At 67.3% G+C, this 1,719-nt stretch carries 1 protein-coding gene; it reads right to left on the bottom strand.

Annotated elements, in window-relative coordinates:
* Positions 1–147: 147 nt before the first annotated feature.
* A complete protein-coding gene (locus Q1V87_RS02710; RefSeq protein ID WP_300590762.1) occupies positions 148–1,152 on the bottom strand; it encodes a magnesium and cobalt transport protein CorA in 1,005 nt (334 codons plus the stop codon).
* Positions 1,153–1,719: the final 567 nt, after the last annotated feature.

The raw sequence follows: 1,719 nt of genomic DNA, 5'->3' as shown, positions 1-1,719 counted from the left end.
CGTGTACGTGGCGGTGATCACTGGCAACCCCTCGGAATCCCTCTGCGTGAACCCCGTCTCCATCAGGTCCGCTGCCGGAAGCAGCAGGCGGTCACCGCCGTGTCCGCGCGGCGGTGACCAACCCCACGACGGACTCCGCCCTGGCGATCAGAGCCACTTCTTGTACTTGAACACGCCGAACAGACCGACGGCGAAGGCGACCATCGCACCGATGGCCATCGGGTAGCCGAACGCCCAGTGCAGCTCGGGCATCACATCGAAGTTCATGCCGTACACCGTGCCGACCAGCGTCGGCGCGAAGATGATCGCGGCCCAGGAGGAGATCTTCTTGATCTCGTCGTTCTGCGCGAGCCCGGCCTCGGTCTGCCGACGGGCGACGAGCGCGGAGTGCACGGTCAGCGCGTTCTCGAGGATCGCGCGGAAGGAGTCGATCTTCTCGTTCACGCGGATCGTGTGGTCGAGCACGTCACGCAGGGAGCGCTGCAGCTCCTCGTCGATGCGGTACTTCTCGGAACCGCGGCGCAGCCACTCCAGCATCCCGTTCAGGGGGTGCACGGCGCGCTGGAAGTTGATGACCTCGCGGGACAGCTCGTAGATGCGGCGGGAGAGCGCGCTGTCGTCGTCGCCGTCGCCGAAGAGCTGGTCCTCGATCTCGTCGATGTCGTTGAGGAGTCCCGCCACGATCGGCTCGTACCCGTCGACGACCTCGTCGAGGATCGCGTAGAGCACGGCCTCGGGGCCCATCGCGAGCAGCTCGGGGTTCGCCTCCATGCGTGCACGCACCGCCGCGAGGTTCGGCGACTCCGCGTGCCGGATCGTCACCACGAAGTCGGGGCCGACGAACAGGTGCAGCTCGCCGAACTCGATCGACTCCTGCTCATCGCGGTAGCGCGCGGGGCGCAGCACGGCGAACAGGGTGTCGCCGTAGCGCTCCACCTTCGAGCGCTGGTGGCCTGACAGTGCATCCTCGACGGCGAGGGGATGCAGGTCGAACTCGCGCGCGACGGACGCCACCTCTTCGGGGCTGGGTCGGTACAGGCCGATCCAGGCGATGCCGCCGGCCGCATCCAGCAGCCGGTAGGTCTCGTCCAGGTTCTTGGGGGTCTCCACGCGACGTCCGTGGACGTACACGCCGTTGTCGATGAGCGCCATGATGCGGCTCCGTTCTCGCAGGGGCACGGCGGCAGAGAGCACCGTGCGCGGATTCGTCAGGGACGGATGACGCCGCCGACGGCTGCGGAGAAGGACGTGCGAAAGCGGACCGGAAGGTCAACGCGCTAGCGCAGGGAGTCGCGACGCAGCGAAGGCGGCGTCGTAACTATCACCGGACATCGCCATCACCGCCTTTCGGGACTCTTCGGGGTCGGGCGACCCAACACGTCAGCATACTCCTGTCTGCTGTGAGGCGTCCCGGCCGCGCTGCTGCCCCGATCAGAGCAGTATTCTGCTTAGCGAGAGGTGGAGTAGCACGTTACCTGCTAGTAGCATCGGACCTCGAAGCGATGCGGAGAGTCCGGCGTCGCCCCTTTCCGCATCGATCCGTCCGTTCTCGGCGCAGCCTCTTCGTGCGCCCGGTGTGTGCGGACGATGCGCCGCACGAAGGAGACTCCATGTCCGCTGCCCTCAGTCATCCTCGAGCCCGCGGTCTGTGGGGTGGGATCGCCGCCGTGCTGATGGTGTCGGCCGGGCTCGTCGGGGCCTCCATCGCCACCGCACCCG

It is taken from the genome of Microbacterium sp. (assembly GCF_030149085.1).
GTDB lineage: Bacteria > Actinomycetota > Actinomycetes > Actinomycetales > Microbacteriaceae > Microbacterium.
Note: the sequence above shows the minus strand (reverse complement) of the source record. Positions and strands in the feature narration are given on the sequence as shown.